The sequence below is a fragment of the Nocardioides aestuarii genome (genome assembly GCF_039527245.1).
In the GTDB taxonomy this organism is placed as follows: domain Bacteria; phylum Actinomycetota; class Actinomycetes; order Propionibacteriales; family Nocardioidaceae; genus Nocardioides; species Nocardioides aestuarii.
On sequence record NZ_BAAAJT010000002.1, the window covers coordinates 100,729 to 120,829 of the forward strand.

Annotated in this window: 22 protein-coding genes; 4 read left to right on the top strand and 18 right to left on the bottom strand. The window is 71.6% G+C overall.

Annotated features, from left to right (window positions below):
- Window position 1: 1 nt before the first annotated feature.
- From ABD091_RS00570 to ABD091_RS00610, 9 genes are all read right to left on the bottom strand, one after another.
- Window positions 2-2,230 carry a RelA/SpoT family protein gene (locus ABD091_RS00570; protein ID WP_343920841.1) on the bottom strand — a complete coding sequence of 743 codons (2,229 nt, stop codon included), beginning with the start codon at window positions 2,228-2,230 and terminating at the stop codon, window positions 2-4.
- 95 nt (window positions 2,231-2,325) lie between these two features.
- The gene (locus ABD091_RS00575; protein WP_343920843.1) at window positions 2,326-2,859 is read right to left on the bottom strand and encodes an adenine phosphoribosyltransferase; all 534 of its coding nucleotides are present in this window, start codon (window positions 2,857-2,859) and stop codon (window positions 2,326-2,328) included.
- Window positions 2,860-2,867: 8 nt separating this feature from the next.
- Entirely contained in the window at window positions 2,868-4,103 is a 1,236-nt protein-coding gene (secF, locus tag ABD091_RS00580; RefSeq protein ID WP_343915162.1) for a protein translocase subunit SecF, read from the bottom strand.
- A complete protein-coding gene (secD, locus tag ABD091_RS00585; protein WP_343915163.1) occupies window positions 4,103-5,827 on the bottom strand; it encodes a protein translocase subunit SecD in 1,725 nt (574 codons plus the stop codon). Before secD ends, secF begins: the two co-directional genes overlap by 1 nt.
- 2 nt (window positions 5,828-5,829) lie before the next feature.
- Window positions 5,830-6,138: a preprotein translocase subunit YajC gene (gene yajC, locus ABD091_RS00590; protein ID WP_343915164.1), complete on the bottom strand. Its 309-nt coding sequence runs from the start codon at window positions 6,136-6,138 to the stop codon at window positions 5,830-5,832.
- A gap of 94 nt (window positions 6,139-6,232) precedes the next feature.
- Entirely contained in the window at window positions 6,233-7,255 is a 1,023-nt protein-coding gene (gene ruvB, locus ABD091_RS00595) for a Holliday junction branch migration DNA helicase RuvB (RefSeq protein ID WP_379189213.1), read from the bottom strand.
- Between the two features lie 92 nt (window positions 7,256-7,347).
- Complete coding sequence (gene ruvA, locus ABD091_RS00600; protein WP_343915165.1) at window positions 7,348-7,962, bottom strand: Holliday junction branch migration protein RuvA; 615 nt, start codon at window positions 7,960-7,962, stop codon at window positions 7,348-7,350.
- On the bottom strand, window positions 7,959-8,498 hold the full coding sequence (ruvC, locus tag ABD091_RS00605) for a crossover junction endodeoxyribonuclease RuvC (protein ID WP_343915166.1): 540 nt from the start codon (window positions 8,496-8,498) through the stop codon (window positions 7,959-7,961). The genes ruvA and ruvC overlap by 4 nt, the downstream gene beginning before the upstream one ends.
- A 38-nt stretch (window positions 8,499-8,536) precedes the next feature.
- The gene (locus ABD091_RS00610; protein ID WP_343915167.1) at window positions 8,537-9,358 is read right to left on the bottom strand and encodes an arylamine N-acetyltransferase family protein; all 822 of its coding nucleotides are present in this window, start codon (window positions 9,356-9,358) and stop codon (window positions 8,537-8,539) included.
- Between the two features lie 142 nt (window positions 9,359-9,500).
- Between ABD091_RS00610 and ABD091_RS00615 the strand changes: the two genes are divergently transcribed.
- On the top strand, window positions 9,501-11,537 hold the full coding sequence (locus ABD091_RS00615) for a PhoX family protein (RefSeq protein ID WP_343915168.1): 2,037 nt from the start codon (window positions 9,501-9,503) through the stop codon (window positions 11,535-11,537).
- 36 nt (window positions 11,538-11,573) lie between these two features.
- Here ABD091_RS00615 and ABD091_RS00620 read toward each other — a convergent pair whose 3' ends face one another.
- From ABD091_RS00620 to pgsA, 5 genes are read right to left on the bottom strand one after another with little or no spacing between them, the layout of a single operon-like run.
- Window positions 11,574-12,338 carry a YebC/PmpR family DNA-binding transcriptional regulator gene (locus ABD091_RS00620; protein ID WP_343915169.1) on the bottom strand — a complete coding sequence of 255 codons (765 nt, stop codon included), beginning with the start codon at window positions 12,336-12,338 and terminating at the stop codon, window positions 11,574-11,576.
- An 11-nt stretch (window positions 12,339-12,349) separates the two neighbouring features.
- Window positions 12,350-12,952: a pyridoxal 5'-phosphate synthase glutaminase subunit PdxT gene (pdxT, locus tag ABD091_RS00625; protein ID WP_343915170.1), complete on the bottom strand. Its 603-nt coding sequence runs from the start codon at window positions 12,950-12,952 to the stop codon at window positions 12,350-12,352.
- Window positions 12,949-13,377: a RidA family protein gene (locus ABD091_RS00630; protein ID WP_343915171.1), complete on the bottom strand. Its 429-nt coding sequence runs from the start codon at window positions 13,375-13,377 to the stop codon at window positions 12,949-12,951. The genes pdxT and ABD091_RS00630 overlap by 4 nt, the downstream gene beginning before the upstream one ends.
- The gene (pdxS, locus tag ABD091_RS00635) at window positions 13,374-14,282 is read right to left on the bottom strand and encodes a pyridoxal 5'-phosphate synthase lyase subunit PdxS (protein WP_343915173.1); all 909 of its coding nucleotides are present in this window, start codon (window positions 14,280-14,282) and stop codon (window positions 13,374-13,376) included. The genes ABD091_RS00630 and pdxS overlap by 4 nt, the downstream gene beginning before the upstream one ends.
- 33 nt (window positions 14,283-14,315) lie before the next feature.
- Window positions 14,316-14,936, bottom strand: coding sequence for a phosphatidylinositol phosphate synthase (pgsA, locus tag ABD091_RS00640; protein ID WP_343915174.1), 621 nt, complete (start codon window positions 14,934-14,936; stop codon window positions 14,316-14,318).
- A gap of 79 nt (window positions 14,937-15,015) precedes the next feature.
- Here pgsA and ABD091_RS00645 point away from each other — a divergent pair, with 79 nt between their 5' ends.
- Entirely contained in the window at window positions 15,016-16,182 is a 1,167-nt protein-coding gene (locus ABD091_RS00645; protein ID WP_343915175.1) for a N(5)-(carboxyethyl)ornithine synthase, read from the top strand.
- Here the strand turns inward: ABD091_RS00645 and ABD091_RS00650 are convergent.
- The 3 genes from ABD091_RS00650 to ABD091_RS00660 are packed head-to-tail and all read right to left on the bottom strand — an operon-like array spanning window position 16,179 to window position 17,472.
- A complete protein-coding gene (locus ABD091_RS00650; RefSeq protein ID WP_343915176.1) occupies window positions 16,179-16,493 on the bottom strand; it encodes a DUF2568 domain-containing protein in 315 nt (104 codons plus the stop codon). The genes ABD091_RS00645 and ABD091_RS00650 overlap by 4 nt on opposite strands.
- Before the next feature lie 13 nt (window positions 16,494-16,506).
- Complete coding sequence (locus ABD091_RS00655) at window positions 16,507-17,046, bottom strand: HIT family protein (RefSeq protein WP_343915177.1); 540 nt, start codon at window positions 17,044-17,046, stop codon at window positions 16,507-16,509.
- A gap of 15 nt (window positions 17,047-17,061) precedes the next feature.
- Entirely contained in the window at window positions 17,062-17,472 is a 411-nt protein-coding gene (locus ABD091_RS00660; protein ID WP_343915178.1) for a hypothetical protein, read from the bottom strand.
- 162 nt (window positions 17,473-17,634) lie between these two features.
- Here ABD091_RS00660 and ABD091_RS00665 point away from each other — a divergent pair, with 162 nt between their 5' ends.
- Window positions 17,635-18,219 carry a TetR/AcrR family transcriptional regulator gene (locus ABD091_RS00665; protein ID WP_343915179.1) on the top strand — a complete coding sequence of 195 codons (585 nt, stop codon included), beginning with the start codon at window positions 17,635-17,637 and terminating at the stop codon, window positions 18,217-18,219.
- On the top strand, window positions 18,216-19,349 hold the full coding sequence (locus tag ABD091_RS00670; protein WP_343915180.1) for an SGNH/GDSL hydrolase family protein: 1,134 nt from the start codon (window positions 18,216-18,218) through the stop codon (window positions 19,347-19,349). Before ABD091_RS00665 ends, ABD091_RS00670 begins: the two co-directional genes overlap by 4 nt.
- Before the next feature lie 9 nt (window positions 19,350-19,358).
- Here ABD091_RS00670 and ABD091_RS00675 read toward each other — a convergent pair whose 3' ends face one another.
- Window positions 19,359-20,063, bottom strand: a complete 705-nt coding sequence (locus tag ABD091_RS00675; protein ID WP_343915182.1) for a TetR/AcrR family transcriptional regulator — start codon at window positions 20,061-20,063, stop codon at window positions 19,359-19,361.
- Window positions 20,064-20,101 lie beyond the last annotated feature (38 nt).

Below are 20,101 nucleotides of genomic sequence, written 5' to 3' on the forward strand. Positions count from 1 at the left end.
GTCAGCTGGTGATGCGGTAGGCGTCGAAGACGCCGGGGACGGCACGGACGGCGCGCAGCACGTTGTCGAGGTGCTTGCTCTCGGCCATCTCGAACGAGAACCTGCTCTTCGCCACCCGGTCGCGGGTCGTCGACAGGTTGGCGCTGAGGATGTTCACGTGGGCGTCGGAGAGCGCCATCGTGATGTCGGAGAGCAGCCGGGCGCGGTCGAGTGCCTCGACCTGGATGTTGACCAGGAACATCGACTGGCCGGTGGGCGCCCACTCGACCTCCTGGACCCGTTCGGGCTGGCTGAGCAGGCTCGAGGCGTTGGTGCAGTCCTTGCGGTGGACCGAGACTCCCCCGCCCTTGGTGACGAAGCCGAGGATGTCGTCGGGCGGGACCGGGGTGCAGCACTTCGCGAGCTTCACCCAGACCTCCGGTGCGCCCTTGACGATCACCCCGGTGTCGCCGGCGGCCGGGATCTTCGACCGGCTGCGGCCCGTGATGGTGACGGCCTCGGACAGGTCCTCCGCAGCTCCGGCGTCGCCGCCGTTGAGGTCGATGACGCGCCGTACGACGGCCTGGGCGCTGACGTTGCCCTCGCCGACCGCGGCGTAGAGCGCCGAGACGTCGGCCAGCTTGAAGTGGAGCGCGACCAGGGTCAGCGTGTCGTGGGAGAGCAGGCGCTGGAGGGGCAGCCCCTCCTTGCGCATCAGCTTGGCGATCTGGTCCTTGCCGTCCTCGATCGCCTCCTCGCGCCGCTCCTTGGTGAACCACTGGCGGATCTTGTTGCGCGCCCGCGGCGACTTCACGAAGGTCAGCCAGTCGCGCGAGGGAGCGGCGGTCGGCGACTTCGAGGTGAAGATCTCGACGACGTCGGAGTTCTCGAGCGTCGACTCCAGCGGCACGAGGCGCCCGTTCACCCGGGCGCCGATGGTGTGGTGGCCGACCTCGGTGTGGACGGCATAGGCGAAGTCGACCGGGGTCGCGCCGGTGGGCAGCGCGACGACGTCGCCCCGGGGGGTGAAGACGTAGACCTCGGCACGGTTGATCTCGAAGCGCAGCGACTCCAGGAACTCGCCCGGGTCCTCGACGTCGTTCTGCCAGTCGAGGAGCTGGCGCATCCAGGTCATGTCGTCGACATCGGCGCGGCGCTCGGTGTCGACCCCGTTGCGGCCGTCCTCCTTGTACTTCCAGTGCGCCGCGACGCCGTACTCGGCCCGGCGGTGCTGGGCGAAGGTCCGGATCTGGAGCTCCACCGGCTTGCCCTGCGGGCCGATGACGGTCGTGTGGAGCGACTGGTACATGTTGAACTTCGGCATCGCGACGTAGTCCTTGAACCGACCGAGGACCGGGTTCCAGCGCGAGTGGAGCACGCCGAGGGCGGAGTAGGTGTCGCGGTCGGTGTCGACGAGGATCCGCACGCCGACCAGGTCGTAGATGTCGGAGAACTCGCGGCCGCCGACGATCATCTTCTGGTAGATCGAGTAGTAGTGCTTCGGTCGGCCGGTGACCTTCGCCTTGATCTTGGCGTCCTTGAGGTCGTTCTCGACCTGCTTGATCACCTGGCCGAGGAACTGGCCGCGCGAGGGTGCCCGCTCGGCCACCATCCGCACGATCTCGTCGTAGATCTTGGGGTGCAGCGTCGCGAACGCGAGGTCCTCGAGCTCCCACTTGATGGTGTTCATGCCGAGGCGGTGGGCCAGCGGGGCGTAGATGTCGAGCGTCTCGCGGGCTGTCCGCTCCTGCGACTCGCGCTTGACGTAGCGCAGCGTGCGCATGTTGTGGAGCCGGTCCGCGAGCTTGATGACCAGCACCCGGATGTCGCGCGACATCGCGACGATCATCTTCCGGATGGTCTCGGCCTGGGCCGAGTCGCCGTACTTGACCTTGTCGAGCTTGGTCACGCCGTCGACGAGCAGCGCCACCTCCTCGCCGAAGTCGCCCGTGAGCTCCTCCAGCGTGTAGGGCGTGTCCTCGACGGTGTCGTGGAGCAGGGCGGCGACCAGGGTCGGCTCGGTCATGCCCATGTCGGCGAGGATCGTCGTCACAGCGAGCGGGTGCGTGATGTAGGGGTCACCGCTCTTGCGCATCTGGGTGCCGTGGTGCCGCTCCGCGGTCGTGTAGGCACGCTCCAGCAGCGCCAGGTCGGCCTTCGGGTGGTTGGTCCGCACGGCGCGGAACAACGGCTCGAGCACCGGGTTGCCGGGCTGGCTGCGGGTGCCCATCCGGGCCAGACGCGCACGCATGCTGCGCGCAGACGGGGCCGGCTCGGTGCTCGTCGCTGCCTGGTCCTCCGCCATGCCGTCAGTGTAGGCGGGCGCCTGGTGGTGGCGTCCGGGAGTCAGATGGTCAGGAGGCTGTCGACGGGTACGCCGTCGGCCTTGCTGCGACCGTCGAGGAACCCGAGCTCCATGAGGACCGACACCGCGTGGGGCGTGCCGCCGCACTGCTCGACCAGCTGGTTGGTGGCAGCCACCGTGCCGCCGGTGGCGAGCACGTCGTCGACCAGGAGCACCCGGTCGCCCGGAGCGATCGCGTCGCGATGGAGCTCGAGGGTCGCCCGGCCGTACTCGAGCTCGTAGGAGACCGCGTGGGTCTCCCGAGGGAGCTTCCCCGCCTTGCGGACCGGGACGAACCCGCATCCGAGCGCGAGTGCGACCGGCGCAGCAAGGATGAACCCGCGGGCCTCCATGCCGACGACCTTGTCGACGACGACGCGGCCCTGGTCGTCGCGACCCGACTGGGCCAGCGCGCCGATGACGACGGTGAACGCGTCGTGGTCGGCGAGGACCGGGCTGATGTCCTTGAAGACGATGCCTGGCTCCGGGAAGTCCGGGACGTCGACGACGAGGCGCTCCAGCGCGGAGCGCGCCATCTCGCGGCTCACCTGCGCCCCCGCTTCGACTTGGTCGAGCGGCTCGGCTGGTTGCGGCCCGACGAGCCGCTGCGGCTCACGGGGCGCTGGGAGGCCGGCGCCGTGCGCCCCTTCCCGGCAGCGGGCTGCCGTGCGGTCGGCGCCGCGACCGGTGCCTCGGCGTCGGAGGTGGCGCGCGGTGCCGGGGTGGCCTCCGGGTCGTCGGTGACCGCCATGCCCTCGGAGAAGGACGGCACGGCGGCATAACGGTCGGCCTTGGCCTTCTCGCGTGCCCTGGCCCGCCGCTCGGCGAGCTGCACCTCGGTCTCCCCCGACTTCATGTGGACCAGGAGGGGAGTCGCGATGAAGATCGAGGAGTAGGCGCCGGCGGCCATGCCGACGAAGAGCGCGAGCGCGAGGTCCTGGAGGTTGCCCGACCCGAGCTGGACGGCGCTGACGTAGAGGATCGCGCCGACCGGGATGAGCGCCACGATCGAGGTGTTGATCGACCGCACCAGGGTCTGGTTGACCGCCAGGTTCGCGGCCTGCGCGTAGCTCATGTGGGTCTCGCGCATGTGCTTGGTGTTCTCGCGGACCTTGTCGAAGACGACGACGGTGTCGTAGAGCGAGAACCCGAGGATCGTGAGCACGCCCGTGACGGTCGCCGGGGTCACCTCGAAGCCCGAGATCGAGTAGACGCCGACCGTGATCAGGACGTCGTGGGCGAGGGCGACGAGCGCGGCGACCGACATCTTCCACTCGCGGAAGTAGGCCCAGATGAAGAGCACCACGAGGACGAGGAAGACCGCGAGACCGATCAGCGCCCGCTGGGCGATCCGCTCGCCCCAGCTCGCCCCCAGCTCGGTCTGCGACAGGTCGCCGGCCGCGGCCCCGGTGGTGTCGAGGAGGATCTGGCTGACCTGGTCGCTCTCGTCGGAGGTGAGGGGCTCGGTCTGCACGAGGATCGCCTCGGACCCCGACGTCGTGACGACCGGGTTGGAAGCGGCGTCGATGCCGGTGCCGGCCACGGCCTGGCGCAGCTCGTCGGCCGTGTCCTGGGTCGCCTCGCTGGCCGCCACCGAGACGCGGAACTCGGCGCCGCCGGTGAACTCGATGCCGTAGTCGAGACCGCGCACGCCGAGCCCGGCGATCGCCACGACCACGATGACGCCGGACAGGGCGTACCAGAGCCAGCGGCGCCCGACGAAGTCGATCGACTTGCGACCGTTGTAGAGGTCGTTGCCGAGCCTGGAGAAGCGTCCCATCAGGCCCTCCCTCCCACGCGCGCCGGCCGGGCCGTCGCGATCGAGTCGACGCCCAGCGTCTCGGCCGACAGGCCGGAGAGGCGGTGGCCGCCGTTGAAGAACTTGTACCTCGCCAGCCACGACACCATCGGGTGGGTGAACCAGAAGAACACCACGAGGTCGATCAGGGTCGACAGGCCGAGGGCGAACGCGAAGCCCTTCACCACGCCTGCCGCGAAGATGTAGAGAACCAGTGCGGCGAGCAGCGACACGGTGTCGGCCGCGAGGCAGGTGTTGCGCGCCCGAGCCCAGCCGGCCTCGACCGCGACCGGCATCGACTTGCCGTCGCGCATCTCGTCACGCATCCGCTCGAAGTAGACGATGAACGAGTCGGCGGTGATGCCGACGGCCACGATCAGGCCGGCGATGCCCGGGAGCGACAGCGTGAAGTTCGCGCTCTCGCTGAGCAGCAGCACCATCGCGTAGGTCGCCGCAGCGGCCACGCCGAGCGACGCGATCACGACGAGCCCGAGGCCGCGGTAGTAGAAGAGGCAGTAGACCATCACCAGCAGCAGGCCGATGCCGCCGGCCCACAGGCCCGCGGAGAGCTGGTTGCCGGCCAGCGAGGGACCGACGGTCTCCACCGGCGGGTCCGGCTCGAACGCGATCGGCAGGGCGCCGAACTTGAGGCTCGTCGCAAGGCTGGTGGCGGACTGCTCGGTGAAGTTGCCGCTGATCTCGGCGCGGCCGTTGGTGATGACCGCGTCCATCGTCGGCGCGGACAGCACCTGGCCGTCGAGCACGATCGCGAACTGCTTCTCGGTGCCGTAGAGGGCGCGCGAGATCTCGGTGAACTTGCTGGTGCCGGAGCTGTCGAAGTCGAGCGACACGACCCAGTCGAACTGCGACTGGGGGATGCCGGCGTCGGCGCCGGCCAGCTCGGTGCCCTCGATCAACGCGGGCGAGAGGAGGTACTTGATGCCCTGGTCGTCACAGGTGACCAAGGGCTTGTCGGGGTCGTCCTCGACCAGCGCGGTGTCCCCCGCCGGCGGGCACTGGTAGTCCTGGAACGCCTGGATCGAGGCCTCGTCGGGGGCATCCATCCAGGTCAACGGGTCGCCGTAGCCGCCCTCGGCATCGGGCTGCGCCGGCTCGCTGGCCCCGTCGGTGGGCTCGTCGGTCGGGTCGGCGGTGGGCTCGTCGGTGGCGCCCTGACCGTTCTTGTCCTTCTCGGCGAAGGCGACCGGCGGACGGTTCGAGCCGTTCTGCTGGTCGTTCTTGCCGGTCTTGCCCGGCTTCGAGGGCGCGGTCACGCCGGCGCCGGGCGAGGTCGACGCCTCGGGGTCGGTGGGAGCGGTCGGGGCCGTCGCCGCGCCGCAGCGGCCGTCGGCCGAGGTGCAGGCGACGACACGGAAGCGCAGCTGGGCCTGGCGCTCGACGGTCTCGCGCAGGTTGTCGGGGCTCTCGCCGGGGATCTCGACGACCACGAACTGGTTGCCCTGGGTCGTCACCTCGGCCTCGGAGACGCCCGAGCCGTTGACGCGCTGGTCGATGATCTCGGAGGCCTCGACCAGGTTGTCCTCGGACGGGTTCCCCTGGGCGATGAGGGTGATGCGGGTCCCGCCCTGGAGGTCGAGGCCCAGGGTCGGCGTCCAGGTGCCCGTGAGGGCCACGAGGCCGTAGGCGAGGGCCAGACCGACGAAGAATCCGAGCAGGGTACGGCCCGGACGCCGCCTCCGCGCCACGGTCAGGCGTCCTGGGAGGGCTGGTCGTCCTCGCGGTCGGCGGCGGGCTCGACCTCGGACCCGCGCGGCTGCACGACCTGGCCGACGGCACCCTTGGCCACTGTCAGCGTCACGCCGTCCGCGACGTCGACCCAGACCTTCTCGTCCTCGATCCGCGAGATGGTGCCGTAGACGCCGGAGGTCAGCATGACCTCGGTGCCGGGCTCGAGGGCCGCCTGCATGCTCTGGACGGCCTTCCGCTGCCTCTGCTGGGGGCGGATGATCATGAACCAGAACAACACGGCGATGCCGATGATCGGCAGCAACTCCACGACGAGACCTCTCCGATGGGGGTGCAGGGCAGGCCTGACCGGGGACCCGGTCGGCCAACGGTGAAGTGTAACTGGGGCCACAGCGGCCCCGGCATCAGTCCTCGAAGAGGGTCGGTTCCTGTGACGAGGGCACCTCGAGACCGAGGTGGAGCCACGCCGCCGGCGTCGCGACCCGGCCCCGCGGCGTCCGCGCGAGGAGGCCCTGGCGGACCAGGAACGGCTCGGCGACCTCCTCGACCGTCTCGCGCTCCTCCCCCACGCCCACCGCGAGCGTGGAGATGCCGACCGGTCCCCCGCCGAACCGGCGGCAGAGCACGTCGAGGACGGCACGGTCGAGCCGGTCGAGGCCCGACTCGTCGACCTCGTAGAGGTCGAGGGCCTTGCCGGCGACGTCGAGCGTGACCACGCCGTCGGCACGGACCTGGGCGTAGTCGCGGACCCGGCGGAGCAGCCGGTTGGCGATCCGCGGCGTGCCCCGCGAGCGTGAGGCGATCTCGGAGGCACCGTCGTCCGTCAGCTCGACGCCCAGCAGCCCCGCGGAGCGGCGCACGATCAGCTCGAGCTCGTCGGGCTCGTAGAACTCGAGGTGGCCGGTGAACCCGAAGCGGTCGCGCAGCGGTCCGGGCAACAGGCCGGCTCGGGTCGTGGCACCGACCAGCGTGAACGGCGGGATCTCGAGCGGGATCGCGGTGGCACCAGGGCCCTTGCCGATCACCACATCGACCCGGAAGTCCTCCATCGCGAGGTAGAGCATCTCCTCGGCCGGACGGGACATCCGGTGGATCTCGTCGACGAAGAGCACGTCGCCCTCGTTCATCCCCGAGAGGATCGCCGCGAGGTCGCCGGCGTGGGTGATGGCCGGGCCGCTGGTCAGTCGCAACGGGGCGGTCATCTCTGCGGCGATGATCATCGCCAGCGTGGTCTTGCCGAGTCCCGGCGGCCCCGAGAGCAGGACGTGGTCGGGGGCGCGCTCGCGCCGCCGCGCCGCCTCGAGGACCAGGCCGAGCTGGGCGCGCACCCGCTGCTGGCCCACCACCTCGTCGAGCGTCCGCGGGCGCAGTGCGGCCTCGACGGCGCGCTCGTCGCCGTCGGCCTCGGCCACGGTGAGCGAGTGCAGGTGGGCCTCCTCCGCCGCGGTCAGCGGGTCGTGGGTCCCGGTGCCGGGCCAGCCCTGCTCGGTCACGTCCGCCTCCTCCACGCCTGGGTCGCTCACGCCTTGCTGAGGGTACGCAGGGCCGCCCGCAGGAGCGCGCCGACGTCGGGGGCGTCACCGGAGGTGTCGTCCACGGTCACGGCGACCGTCTCGACCGCCCTGTCGGCCTCCTTGACCGACCAGCCGAGCCCGACCAGACCCTGCTGGACCTGTCCGCGCCAGTCGGCCTGGGCGGCGGCGGTCGCCGGCGACCCGCTCGGGACGCCGGTGGGCGCGCCGATCCGGTCGCGCAGCTCCAGGATGATCCGCTGGGCGCCCTTCTGGCCGATCCCGGGCACCCGGGTGAGGGTCTTCACGTCCTCGTGGGCGACCGCCGTGCGGAGGTCCTCCGGGGAGAGCACCGCGACCATCGCCTGCGCCAGCTTGGGGCCGACCCCCGAGGCAGTCTGGACGAGCTCGAAGGTCGAGCGCTCGTCGTCGTCGAGGAAGCCGAAGAGGGTGAGGGAGTCCTCGCGCACGACCATGCTCGTCGGCAGCGTCGTGGACTGCCCCGGGCGGAGCGTCGCGAGGGTGCCCGGGGTGCACAGCAGCTCGAGCCCGACGCCACCGACCTCGACCACGGCCGAGGTGAGTCCGACAGTGGCCACCTGGCCGCGTACGAAGGCGATCATGGGGTCCTCCCCGCGGCGACGGCCGCGTCGATCCGGGCGCGGGCTCCACCGCGCCACACGTGGGTGACCGCCAGCGCGAGCGCGTCGGCGGCGTCAGCCGGCTTCGGGGGGGCGTCGAGCCGCAGGATGCGGGTCACCATCGCCCCGACCTGCGCCTTGTCGGCGCGACCGCTGCCGGACACCGCGGCCTTGACCTCACTCGGCGTGTAGGTCGCGACGGGCAGGCCCCGCCGGGCAGCCGCGACGAGCGCGATGCCGCTGGCCTGGGCGGTGCCCATGATGGTGCTGGAGTCGGACCGGGCGAAGACCCGCTCGACGGCCACCGCGTCGGGCGAGTACTCGTCGAGCCACGCGTCGATGCCGCGTTCGATCGTCACCAGCCGCTGGGCGATCGGCACCGAGGCGGACGTCCGCAGCACGTTGACGTCGACGAGGGTGAGCGGCCGGCCGACGATCCCCTCGACCACGCCGATGCCGCAGCGGGTGAGTCCGGGGTCGATCCCGAGCACGCGCACGGTGACCCCTCCCCTCTCCATCCGTTTCCTGGGCGTCCGAACAGGTGTTCGTGTCCACGCTAGACGCCCCGGTCACGGAGCAGGTCGCCGACGCGCCGGACCAGCCGGGTTGTCTCCGACTCGTCCAGCCCGGCGCCGAGGCCGGTGAGCAGGCCGGGCAGCTCGTCGAGGTCGAGCGGACGCCGTACGGCGGCGCCGCCCGCGCGCCGCTCGGTCACCCCCTCGAGGCTCACCGTGGTGTGCACGGCGGTGCCGTCGGCGGCGACGCCGTGCTGGGCGACGGTGAGCGTGCTGCGGAAGTGGGAGGAGGGGTGGGTCGAGGTCCAGTGGTGCCCCATCCGCACGTCGACGGGACGCACCGGCTCGTCGTCGGTCGTGTGCATCAGCTCCCAGCCCGCCGACCGCTCGCGCCACAGCTGCCAGCCCGCCTGGTCCCTGCGCACCTCGTGGGTCCACACCCCGCCCTCCAGTCGCGCACCGTCCTCGAGCCGGATCGGACCCAGCGGCGGGACACCGATGCCGGGGTCGACCAGCCACGGGTCCCCGTCGAGGACCACGACCATGTCGAGGTGGGTGCGCGCCGCCAGCCAGGGGTCACCGACCCGGGCGAGCCGCAGGGTCACGTCGTAGCCGAGGCCGAGGAGCGCCGCGTGGAACAACGTGGCGTGCTCGAAGCAGTAGCCACCGCGGCCGCGGCCCACGAACTTCTCGACGACCGCGTCGAGCTCGACCCCGGGATGCTGCTCGAGCAGGACGTCGACGTTGTCGAAGCCGTGGCACCGTGCGTGCGCCGCCTGGAGCTCGCCCAGCGCGTCGACCGTGGGCTCACGGGCCACCACGCCGAGGTGGGTCAGGTAGCCGTCCAGGTCGAAGGCGCTCATCGGGCCACCGTGGCACCTCAGGTGCACGTGAGGTCAACCCCGCACCGGTGGGCCACGCTTCGCGTGTCGTTCACCCGGGAGTCACCTGCTCCTCCCTTGTCGCGATGAGGCTGCGACGACCACCCATTCTCCCGGAGGATCGATGACCACCACGCCCACCCGGCGTCTCCTGCCGCTCCACACCGACGTGCGCCACGGCTCGCGCAGCCACATGACCTGCCACTTCCGCTGCGGCAACGCCTGCGACCGGCCGGTCCCGAACACCACGGACAACCCCGAGTTCCACGAGATCGCCGCGACCGCCCTCGCGCGCCGTTCGCTCATCAAGACCGCCGCCGTCGGTGCCGGCGCCCTCACGCTCACCGGCGTGGCCGCGGGCCAGGCCCCGCTCGCAGCGGCCGCGGTCAGCGCCCGGGGAGCCGGGGGGTGGGCCTTCACCCCGGTCGCCCCGAACCGCGACGACAAGGTCACGGTCCCCCGCGGCTTCAGGGCCGACGTGCTGATCAGCTGGGGCGACCGGGTCGAGAAGGGCGCCCCACGGTTCGACGTCCGCAACCAGACGCCTGAGGCGGCCGCCCAGCAGTTCGGCTACAACAACGACTACGTGGGCGTGCTCCCCCACCCCACCAAGCAGAAGCGCGCCGTGCTCGTGACCAACCACGAGTACACCGACGAGAACCTGATGTTCCCGACGGGCACCGACGCCGACGTGGTCAAGGGTGTCGCCATGGCCTCCCACGGCTTGTCGGTCGTCGAGATCGTGCGTGGGGCCAGGAAGGGCTCGTGGCGCCGTGCCAAGGTCGCCAACACCACGCTCAACCGCCGCCTCCACGTGGGCTCGGACTTCGAGCTCGTCGGCCCGGCGGCCGGGGACGACCGGCTCAAGACCAGCGAGGACGCCACCGGCACCACGGTGAAGGGCACGCTCAACAACTGCTCCGGCGGCCGTACCCCGTGGGGCACGATCCTGTCGGGCGAGGAGAACTTCAACCAGTACTTCGAGGGAACCCGCCCGGCCGAGTACGAGGCGGAGTACGCCCGCTACGGCATCAGCGGCGGCGCCGGTCGCGGCTGGAGCTCGATCGAGCCCCGGTTCTCGATGCAGAACGAGCCGAACGAGCCCTACCGCTTCGGCTGGGTCGTCGAGCTCGACCCCTACGACCCGACCTCGACGCCGCGCAAGCACACCATGCTCGGCCGCTTCAAGCACGAGGGAGCGAACGTCACGATCGCCAGCAACGGCAAGGCGGTCGCCTACATGGGCGACGACGAGCGCGGTGACTACATCTACCGCTTCGTCTCCGCCGGCACCTTCGACGGCAGCGGCACCAGGAAGGCGCGCAAGGCCAACATGCAGCTGCTGCTGACCGGGACGCTCTACGTCGCGCGCTTCGCCGGCGACGGCGCCGAGGACGAGCGCTACGACGGCACCGGTCGCTGGCTGCCGCTCTGCTCGGACACGGAGTCGTTCGTCGAGGGCATGACGGTGGCCGACGTGCTGCTCAACACCCGGCTCGCGGCGGACACGGTCAGCCCGACCCGCATGGATCGCCCCGAGGACGTCGAGGTCAACCCGGTCAACGGCCGCGTCTACGCCGCGCTGACCAACAACTCCAACCGCGGCACCACCTTCCCTGCCGACGAGGCGAACCCGATCACGACCTCCCAGGTGCGGTCGGCCCCCGACGCCCCGCTCACGAGCGCGAGCGGCAACCGCAACGGCTACGTGCTCGAGATGACGCCGGGCAACGACAACCACGCCGGCACCGACTTCCAGTGGAGCCTGATGCTGGTGTGCGGCGACCCCGAGGCCCCCGAGACCTACTTCGCGGACTTCCCGAAGGACCAGGTCAGCCCGATCAGCTGCCCGGACAACGTCGCCTTCGACGGCGCCGGGAACCTGTGGATCTCCACCGACGGCAACGTGCTCGCCAGCAACGACGGTCTCTTCCGGGTCCCGACCCGCGGGCCGAACCGGGGACAGGTGCAGCAGTTCGCGTCCACGCCGTTCGGGGCGGAGTGCTGCGGACCGTTCATCAGCGACGACCAGCTGACCGTCTTCCTCGCCCCGCAGCACCCGGGCGAGACCGACGGCGCGACGTTCGAGGACCAGAGCAGCACCTGGCCGAACGACGAGGGCTTCCCGCGCCCCTCGGTCGTGACGGTCTACCGGCGCTGACCCGCCGAGCACCCGGGTGGCCGGGCTCGGCGCCGATCAGGCGTCGAGCTCGGCCATCACTGCGTCGGGGACGTCGAAGTTCGCGAAGATGTTCTGGACGTCGTCGAGGTCCTCGAGGATGTCGATGAGCCGGAAGACCTTCGCGGCCGCGTCGGCGTCGAGCTCCACCTGCATGTCGGGGACGAAGGACGCCTCGGCCGAGTCGTAGTCGACGCCCGCGGCCTGCAGCGCCGTACGAACGCCGACGAGGTCGCTGGAGTCGGAGATGACCTCGAAGGACTCACCGAGGTCGTTGACGTCCTCGGCACCCGCCTCGAGCGTGGCCTCAAGGACGGCGTCCTCGTCGACGTCGGTGCCCTCCTGGGACTTCGGCACGACGACGACGCCCTTGCGGTGGAACAGGAACGACACCGAGCCCGGGTCGGCGAGCGAGCCGCCGTTGCGGGTCATGGCGGTGCGGACCTCCATGGCGGCGCGGTTGCGGTTGTCGGTGAGGCACTCGATCAGCATCGCGACGCCCGAGGGGCCGTAGCCCTCGTACATGATCGTCTGGTAGTCGGCACCGCCGGTCTCGGCGCCCGACCCGCGCTTGACCGCGCGGTCGATGTTGTCGTTGGGGACCGAGGACTTCTTGGCCTTCTGGATCGCGTCGTAGAGCGTGGGGTTGCCGGCGGGGTCACCGCCGCCCATCCGGGCCGCGACCTCGATGTTCTTGATGAGCTTGGCGAACATCTTGCCGCGCTTGGCGTCGATGACGGCCTTCTTGTGCTTCGTGGTCGCCCATTTGGAGTGGCCGGACATGCGTTCCTTCTCTACGACGTCGGGATCAGGTCCACGAGCAGCCGGTGCACCCGCGGGTCGCCGTTCACCTCGGGGTGGAACGACGTCGCCAGCAGGTGCCGCTGGCGGACCGCGACGATCCTACCCGCGGCCTCGCCGTCGGCCACCCGGGCGAGCACCTCGACGTCGTCGCCGACCCGCTCGACCCAGGGGGCGCGGATGAACACCGCGTGCACGGGCTCGTCGAGCCCGTCGAAGGCGAGATCGCCCTCGAAGGAGTCGACCTGGCGACCGAACGCGTTGCGGCGCACGGTGACGTCGAGCCCGCCGAAGGTCTCCTGGCCGGAGGCGCCGTCCTCGATCCGATCGGCGAGCAGGATCATCCCGGCGCAGGTGCCGAGCGTCGGCATGCCGTCGGCGATCCGCTTCCGGATCGGGTCGTCGAGCTCGAAGATCCGGGCCAGCTTGGCCATCGTCGTCGACTCGCCCCCGGGGAGCACCAGGGCGTCGCAGTGGTCGAGCTCGCTCGGGCGGCGTACGGCGAGGGCGCGGACGCCCAGTCCCTCGAGGAGGTGGACGTGCTCGCGGACGTCGCCCTGGAGGGCGAAGACGCCGACGGTCGGCTGGTGGGTCACGCCCTCAGCGTAGGACGGCGACTCTCGACTACCGCGACCGCATCGACCTCGACCAGCTGGCCGGGGTAGCCCAGCACCGCGACCCCGAGCAGCGTGCTCGGCGGGTCGTGGTCGCCGAAGGCACCGCGCACCACCCCCCAGGCAGCCACCAGGTCGGCGCGGTCGGACGAGGCCACATAGACGGTGGTCCGCGCAACGTCGGCCAGCGTGCAGCCGGCGGCGGCCAGGGCGACCACGAGGTTGTCCATCACCTGCTGTGCCTGCGCTGCGACGTCGCCGGGGTGCACGACCACGCCGTCGGCGTCGAGCGGGCATGCCCCGGCGGTCAGCACGAGGTGTCCCGGGCCGACCACGGACGCGGCGGCGTACGGCGCGGGCGCCAGGGACGGCGCCCGCACCAGCCGGACAGGTCCGGGGCCGGTCACCAGCCCCGCTCGGCGAGCCGGTGGGGCACCGGGATGTCGTCGACGTTGATGCCGACCATCGCCTCGCCCAGGCCGCGGCTGACCTTGGCCACCACGTCGGGGTCGTCGTAGAAGGTCGTCGCCTTCACGATCGCCTCGGCACGCTGGGCGGGGTTGCCGGACTTGAAGATGCCCGAGCCCACGAAGACGCCCTCGGCGCCGAGCTGCATCATCATCGCCGCGTCGGCCGGGGTCGCGATGCCGCCGGCGGTGAAGAGCACGACCGGCAGCGTGCCCGCGGCCGCGACCTCCTTGACCAGCTCGTAGGGCGCCTGCAGCTCCTTGGCCGCGACGAACAGCTCGTCCTCGGCCATCCCGTGGAGCCGGTTGAGCTCGCCGCGGATCGTGCGCATGTGCGTGACGGCGTTGGAGACGTCGCCGGTGCCGGCCTCGCCCTTGGAGCGGATCATGGCCGCACCCTCGGTGATGCGGCGCAGCGCCTCGCCCAGGTTGGTCGCGCCGCAGACGAAGGGGACGGTGAAGGCCCACTTGTCGATGTGGTTGCTGTAGTCGGCCGGGGTGAGGACCTCCGACTCGTCGATGTAGTCGACGCCGAGGCTCTGGAGCACCTGCGCCTCGGCGAAGTGACCGATGCGGGCCTTGGCCATCACCGGGATGGAGACGGCCTCGACGATGCCGTCGATCATGTCGGGGTCGCTCATCCGCGACACCCCGCCCTGGGCCCGGATGTCGGCGGGCACGCGCTCGAGGGCCATCACGGCCACGGCGCCGGCGTCCTCCGCGATCTTGGCCTGCTCGGCGGTGACGACGTCCATGATGACGCCGCCCTTCAGCATCTCGGCCATGCCGCGCTTCACGCGCGAGGTGCCGGTCTGCTGGGCGGGGGTGGTGGTGCTCTCGCTCATGTCCACATCGTAGGACCGGCGGCGCCCGCTCCCCTACTCGGGCAGAGGTCGTCCGAGCGCCTGGCGGCGTACCTTCCGAATCCGGAACAGCACGGTGTAGGTGCTGGCCGCGGCGAGCAGCCAGAGGGTCGCCTCGTAGAGCACCGGCAGGCCGAGCACGTCCCCGAAGAAGGTGAGGACGAGGATCGCGACGAGGCGGTCGGCGCGCTCGGCGATGCCGCCCTTCGCGTCCATGCCCAGCGCCTCGGCGCGGGCCCGCGCGTACGAGGTCAGCGACCCTGCGACCAGGCAGTACAGCGACAGGCAGAGGTAGAGGAAGGAGTCGCCCGGGCCGGCGAAGAAGAGCAGCAGGCCGCCGAAGATCGCGGCGTCACCGACCCGGTCGAGCGTGGAGTCCCAGAAGGCCCCGAACACCGAGCTCTTCCCGGAGCGGCGCGCCATCTGGCCGTCGACCAGGTCGCTGAACACGAAGACCGTGATGAACACGACCCCCTGCCACAGCATCCCCTGCGGGAAGAACACGAGCGCTCCCGCGGCAACACCGAGGGTGCCGACGAGCGTGACGGCGTCCGGGCTGATCCCGAGCCGCAGGAAGAGGGAGACGACGGGGGCGAGGACGACGCCCTGCCAGAACGCCTTGAATCGGTCGAGCACGCCGCGAGGCTACCGGCCGTCGACCGGGGCGTACGGTGGCGGTACGGAGTCATCCAGGCTCCCCAGCCCGGGAGTCACCGTGAGCGACCCGTCCCCGTCCCCTCTCCTGAGCCTCGGAGTCCTCGGTACGTCCGCGAAGGAGAACGAGCACCGCCTGCCCCTCCACCCGGAGCACCTGGCGGGCCTCGACGCCGACCTGCGCGCGAGGATCACGCTGGAGCACGGGTACGGCGCTCGCTTCGGCGGCAGCGACGACGAGCTCGCGGGGGTCGTGGCTGGTCTCGCGTCCCGGGAGGAGATCCTGGCCGGGTCCGACGTCGTCCTGCTGCCCAAGCCGCGGGTCGCCGACCTCGAGTCGCTCGGCCGGGGCGCGACGCTCTGGGGCTGGCCCCACTGCGTGCAGGACCCCCGGCTCACCCAGGTCGCCATCGACCGCGGTCAGACCCTGATCGCCTTCGAGGCGATGAACCACTGGACCGGCGACGGACACGTCGGCGTGCACGTCTTCCACAAGAACAACGAGCTCGCGGGCTACTGCTCGGTGATCCAGGCCCTGCAGCTGACGGGCCGCACCGGCAGCTACGGCCGTCCGCTGCGCGCCGTGGTCATCGGGTTCGGCGCCACCGCCCGCGGGGCGGTGACGGCCCTGAACGCGCTCGGGGTGCACGACGTGTCCGTGCTGACCAGCCGCGGGGTGGCAGCCGTGGGCTCACCCATCCACTCAGTGAGGATCCTGCACATCGACCACGAGGAGCACGGGCGTCCGAGCCACGTGATCACCGACGCGGGCCGGGTCCCGATGGCGGCCTTCCTGGCCGAGCGGGACGTGGTGGTGAACTGCACCTTCCAGGACACCTCGGCTCCGCTGACCTACCTCGCCACGGCCGACGCCGGGCTCTTCCGGCCCCGCAGCCTGGTCGTCGACGTGTCGTGCGACGAGGGGATGGGCTTCGAGTGGGCCACGCCCACGACCTTCGACTCCCCCATGTTCGCGGTCGGCAACCTCGACTACTACGCGGTCGACCACAGCCCGTCCTACCTCTGGGAGTCCGCGACCTGGGAGAACAGCCTCGCCCTGATCCCCTTCCTGCGACGCGTGCTCGAGGGGCCCGCTGCGTGGGAGGCCGACGAGACGCTGCGCCGGGCCATCGAGGTCCGCGACGGGCGCGTCGTGAACCCGGCCATCCTCACCTTCCAGGGCCGCGAGGCCGCTCCCCCGCACCGGGTCGTCGACCTCGTGTCCTAGCCGGTCGCTCCCACCGCCAGCGCGCGTACGCCCGGCAGGAGTGCCAGCGCGTTGACGACCACCGAGAAGACGAGCAACGCGACCGCGAGCACCTCGTGCCCGGCGAGCCACAGGCCGGCAGACGCCGCTCCGAACACGACGACCTTCGCCACCGGCCGCGTGACGGCGTTGCCGAGAGGCGCCTTGGGCGAGGCGAAGATCCCCCACACCGCCACGCCGACGACCGCAGCGAGCAAGCCCCAGGCGTAGCCCAGCGCCACGACGGCCAGCACCTCGTCGAGGAAGACGAGGGCGAGGACGGTCCAACCCAACCCGGGCGACACCTCACGCCCAGGCATCGGCGAGCAGCTGTCGGGTGTCGGCGAGGAGCGCGGGCATGGTCTTGGTCCTGCCGATGATCGGCATGAAGTTGGCGTCGCCGACCCAGCGCGGCACGACGTGCTGGTGGAGGTGGGCACGGATCCCCGCCCCGCCGGCCTGCCCCTGGTTCATGCCGAGGTTGAATCCCTCGGCGTTCGACACCGACCGGAGCACCTCCATCGCCCGCTTCGCCAGCGCACCGATCTCGGCGACCTCGGCGTCGGTGGTGTCGGTGTAGTCGGGGATGTGGCGGTAGGGGCAGACCATCAGGTGGCCTGCAGCGTAGGGGAACAGGTTGAGCACGACGTACGCCGTGGCGCCGCGGTGGACGACGAGGCCGTCGGCGTCGTCCATCGTGGGGATCCGGCAGAAGGGGCACTCCTCGGCGTCGGTCGACGACGGCCGCTCCTCCCCGCGGATGTAGGCCATCCGGTAGGGCGTCCACAACCGCTCGAGCCCGTCGGGCTCCCCCACTCCCTGCTGGCGCAGCGCGTCGTCGGCCATGCCGCAACTCTAGAGTCAGGGGCGCAGCGTCCCGTCGTAGACGTCCGTGATGCCCTCGCCCACCGCGAACGGGATCCCGACCAGGGTGCCGTTCCCGGCGTAGGAGCCGCCGGTGAAGGCCCAGGTCCCGGTCGACCCGCCCTCACCGAACCGCGCCTGGAGCCGGATCACGAACTCGTCACCGCTCGCGCAGGTGAAGACCTTGAACCCGTTGAAGATGCCCGAGTTCCGGCTGCCCTGGACCCGGAACGAACCGTTCTCCACCGTGCCCGACTCGCAGCCGTCGAGGTTGCTGGTGAACGCAGCCGAACCGTCGAACACGGTGGCCGCCTCGATGTGCACGGCCTCCGCCGCCTCGGCGGGCGTGGCGTGGAGCAGGCATCCGGCGAGCGCCAGGACCGAGGCCGATGCGGACTTCCCTCTCATGGGACCTCCCTCCCGAAGCGGGGGTGTCTCCCCCGCCCATCTTGTCAGGATCCTCCTGACGGACCGTCTCGGCACCGCCGGACCAGACCGGGCGGGAGATTGTTCCGCGTGACGGGTATGCCTATACTCATTAGGCAATTACCTGATATCAGGAGGATCACCGTGCCCCGGGCTGGACTGACACCCGACCGCCTGGTCCAGGCGGCGGCCGACCTGGCCGACGCCCAGGGCCTCGGCGCCGTGACGGCTGCGGCGGTCGCCCGGCGCTTCGACGTCCGCACGGCCAGCGTCTACTCCCACGTGGGCGGCACGCCCGACCTGCGACGCCGGGTGGCGTTGCTCGCGCTCGAGGAGAGCGCCGACCTCCTCGGTGACGCGCTCGCCGGCCGCTCCGGCCGCGACGCGCTGCAGGCGCTCGGCGACACCTACCGCGACTACGCCCGCTCCCACCCCGGGCGGTACGCCGCGCTGCGGACGCCCCTCGACCCGGAGACGGCCGCAGCGAGCGCCGGCCCCCGCCATGCCGCACTGCTCCGGGCTGTCCTGCGCGGCTACGACCTCGAGGGCGACCACCAGACCCACGCCGTCCGCCTGCTCGGGAGCGTGGTCCACGGCTTCGTCTCGCTCGAGCTCGGCGGCGGGTTCGACCACAGCGCGCCAGACCCCACCGAGAGCTGGACCGCGATCCTCGACGCCGTCCACCACACCCTGACCAGCTGGACCACCACCGACGGAGCCCACCCGTGATCACCACTCCCCTGACCACCGACCTCGTCCGCGGCGTCGCCGAGCTCGAGCCGACCCCGCGCGGCCTCCGCCTCCACCGGCTGCCGACGACGGCGCGCGCCCAGACGACCGACGGGCAGCTCCACCAGTCGGAGGGGCAGCCCGCGGGGGTGCGCCTGGAGTTCCACACGTCGGCGCGACGGGTCGAGCTCGACCTGGTCCCCACCAAGCGCGTCTATCCCGGCGCCCCACCGCGGCCGGACGGCGTGCACGAGATCGTCGTCGACGGCGCCGTGCTCCACCGGCGGACCGCGGACGGGGGCGACACCGTCACGATCGACCTGGCCACCCAGACGGCCCGGCGCAGTCAGGGCGAGGCGACCACGCTGACCGTCGAGCTGCCCGAGGGCGGCCACGACGTCGAGTGGTGGCTCCCCCACGACGAGGAGACCGAGCTCGTCGCCCTGCGCAGCGACGCCCCGGTCACCGCACTCCCCCGCAGCCGTCCGGTGTGGCTCCACCACGGCAGCTCCATCAGCCACGGGTCCAACGCCACGACTCCGACCGGGACGTGGCCGGCCGTCGCCGCCCGCCTCGCCGGGCTCGACCTGGTCAACCTCGGGCTCGGCGGCAGTGCGCTGCTCGACCCCTTCGTGGCGCGGACGATGCGTGACACGCCGGCGGACGTCGTGAGCCTCAAGCTGGGGATCAACCTGGTCAACCAGGACCTCCTGCGCGTCCGCGCGCTGGGCCCGGCCGTCCACGGCTTCCTCGACACGATCCGCGACGGCCACCCGGACGCGCCGCTGCTGCTCGTCACGCCGATCCACTGCGCGATCCACGAGGACACCCCGGGACCCACCGCGTTCGACCCCGCCTCGCTCGCGACCGGTCGGCTGCGATTCGTCGCAGCCGGCGACCCGACGGAGGTCGCGTCGGGAAAGCTCACGCTGCGGGTCGTGCGCGAGGTCCTCGCCGAGGTGGTGGACTCGCGCGGCGACGGCCGGCTGGTCCTGGTGGACGGGCTGTCCCTTTACGGCGCCGACGACGCGGCGCGACTCCCCATGCCCGACGACCTCCACCCCGACCCCGCGACCCACCGGCTGATCGGCGAGCGCTTCGCCGAGCTCGCACTCGCTCCGCTCGCCTGAGGGTCGCGGTCAGCCGGCCCGGGTGTCGAAGAGGTCCTGGACGAGACGGTCGGGGTCGATGACGACGCCGCGCGCCGCGGCCATCCCGGCGATCTGGAGCCAGACCGCCTGGGTGAGCAGGTCGACGAAGACGTCGGTCGCCACGCGGTCCGGCTGGGCCGTCCACCGCCGCACGGACGCCATGCCCGCGCCCACGAGGCCGAAGACGAGCGGGTCGAGGGCGCTGCGCAGGTCGTCGTCGAGGGGGACCTCGAGCAGCTCGGCGCCGAGCGTGATCAGGCCCTCGATCTGGGCGGCTGCCTGCTCGACCATGCGTGCGAGAGCACTCGGTCCCTCGCCGGGCACGTCGGCCTCGGCGAAGCGGTGAAGGGCCGGGTGGGCGGCCGCCCACTCGACGTACGTCGCCACGATCCGTCGCACGACCTCGACGGGGGTCCCGTCGAGCGAGAGGACCGGCACGATCTCGCCCCAGACGCGGTCGACGATCTCGGCCTGGATCGCGCGGTCGAGGTCGGCGCGGTCGGCGAAGTGGCGGTAGAGGACCGTGCGACTGAGGCCGGCCCGGTCGGCGATCTGCTGGACGTGGACGTCCTCCCCGGGCGCGACCTCCTCGATCACCTCGAGCGCGGCGGCCAGCACGGCCCGCCGTCGCTCCGCCTTGTGCTGGTCCCAACGACGCCGACGACCGTCGGTGGCGGACAGCTCAGGGGACACGTCCAGCAGCCTAGCGACGACCCACCGCCCATCGGTGT

Bases quoted from the DNA above. Each gene is read 5' to 3' on its own strand.
- ABD091_RS00655 (WP_343915177.1), bottom strand. From the start codon at position 17,046: ATGGCCGACGACGCGCTGCGCCAGCAGGGAGTGGGGGAGCCCGACGGG.
- secF (WP_343915162.1), bottom strand. From the start codon at position 4,103: ATGGGACGCTTCTCCAGGCTCGGCAACGACCTCTACAACGGTCGCAAG.
- ABD091_RS00610 (WP_343915167.1), bottom strand. From the start codon at position 9,358: ATGAGCGCCTTCGACCTGGACGGCTACCTGACCCACCTCGGCGTGGTG.
- pdxS (WP_343915173.1), bottom strand. From the start codon at position 14,282: ATGAGCGAGAGCACCACCACCCCCGCCCAGCAGACCGGCACCTCGCGC.
- ABD091_RS00575 (WP_343920843.1), bottom strand. From the start codon at position 2,859: ATGGCGCGCTCCGCGCTGGAGCGCCTCGTCGTCGACGTCCCGGACTTC.
- ABD091_RS00615 (WP_343915168.1), top strand. From the start codon at position 9,501: ATGACCACCACGCCCACCCGGCGTCTCCTGCCGCTCCACACCGACGTG.
- ABD091_RS00620 (WP_343915169.1), bottom strand. From the start codon at position 12,338: ATGTCCGGCCACTCCAAATGGGCGACCACGAAGCACAAGAAGGCCGTC.
- ruvA (WP_343915165.1), bottom strand. From the start codon at position 7,962: ATGATCGCCTTCGTACGCGGCCAGGTGGCCACTGTCGGACTCACCTCG.
- ABD091_RS00660 (WP_343915178.1), bottom strand. From the start codon at position 17,472: ATGAGAGGGAAGTCCGCATCGGCCTCGGTCCTGGCGCTCGCCGGATGC.
- ruvC (WP_343915166.1), bottom strand. From the start codon at position 8,498: ATGGAGAGGGGAGGGGTCACCGTGCGCGTGCTCGGGATCGACCCCGGA.
- ABD091_RS00570 (WP_343920841.1), bottom strand. From the start codon at position 2,230: ATGCGTGCGCGTCTGGCCCGGATGGGCACCCGCAGCCAGCCCGGCAAC.